Origin of the sequence: Aeromonas sp. R1-1, assembly GCF_040908495.1 — a bacterium.
Taxonomy (GTDB): domain Bacteria; phylum Pseudomonadota; class Gammaproteobacteria; order Enterobacterales; family Aeromonadaceae; genus Aeromonas; species Aeromonas veronii.
Genome location: NZ_JBFODV010000113.1, coordinates 1 through 1,349 on the forward strand (window position 1 = coordinate 1; position 1,349 = coordinate 1,349).

The following is a 1,349-nucleotide window of genomic DNA, read 5'->3' on the forward strand; positions in this document are numbered from 1 at the left end:
CCTGATAACCAGTCCCTGAAAACAAGAGAGCGCCACGGTGGCGCTCTCTTTTATGGTCAGTCACATCTTCGATATCAGAGATGGGCGAACGACCAGACGGCGGGGATCAGGCTCAGCAAGGTCACTCCGGCCAACAGCCGTTCGCGACCACTCAGGCAAAGATCTGCGCCCAGCTGACGGCGGCTGTAGAGAAACAGCAGCAGACCCGGCCCGTAGAGCAACAACGACAGCAGCAGATACTCCACCCCGGCAGCATAGAGCAGCCAGAAACCGTAACAACTCGATACCAGCGCTACCGCCCGCATCAGACCGCGGCCCTGCCCGCCCTCAACCTTCTTGCTGAACGAGAGCTTGAGCAAGAACAGGCCGATCAGCAGGTAGGGCACCAAAATCATCGAGGTAGAGATAAGCAGCAGGCTGGTGTAGCCCTTGCCGAGCAGCCACACCAGCAGCAGGCAAGTCTGCACCGTCAGGCTGGTGAGCCAGAGCGAGGCGATAGGCGTCCCATTGCGGTTCTGGCGCCGGAAGATGGCGGGAAACGCGCCGTGGCGGGCCGCGCTGAACGGCACCTCCGCCGAGAAGAGGGTCCAGCTCACGTAGGAGGCAAGCACCGAGACGATAAGGCCGACGCTGATGAGCAGCTTGCCCCAGGAGCCGGTCATCTGGGCCATCAGCCCTGCCATGGAGGGGTTGGGCAGCGCTGCGAGCTCGGGCCGACTCAATATTCCGAGCGCCAGCACCGAGATAAGCACATAGAGCAGCAGTGCCAATAGCACCCCAAGCACGGTGGCGGTACCCACATCCCGCCGGTTTCGGGCGCGGGCCGACAACACCGCTGCCCCCTCGATACCGGTGAAGACCCAGAGGGTGATAAGCATGGTGTTGCGCACCTGCTCGGAGACCGGTACCGCCAGGGTGCTGCCCTGCTGATCCGCCGCGAAGGTGACCGGATCGAACCAGTAGCAGGCGAACAGGATAAACAGCAGCAGCGGCAGGCTCTTGGCCAGGGTCGCCACCAGATTGAACAGCGCCGCCTGCTGCACGCCGCGGGCCACCAGCAGGTGCACCGCCCAGAGGATGCAGGACTCGCCGACAAACGCTGCCAGCGTGTTGCCCTCACCAAACCAGACCTGCTCCGGCGTATCGACAAAGCTGCCCAGCGCGGCAAAGGCGATCACCAGATAGCCCACCACGCCGATGGTGGAGCAGAGCCAATAACCCCAGGCGGAGAAAAAGCCCACCAGCTCGCCAAAACCGGCGCGGGCGTAGCTGTAGATACCGCTGTCGAGATCCGGCCTTAACCGCGACAGATAGAGAAAACTCATGGCGAGCGCCAAGATGCCCACCCC

Annotated in this window: 1 protein-coding gene; it reads right to left on the reverse strand. The window is 62.9% G+C overall.

Annotated elements, in window-relative coordinates:
• Positions 1-74 precede the first annotated feature (74 nt).
• The coding region (locus AB5Y92_RS06755) for a basic amino acid/polyamine antiporter (RefSeq protein ID WP_368226103.1) at positions 75-1,349 on the reverse strand (1,275 nt) is incomplete at its 5' end.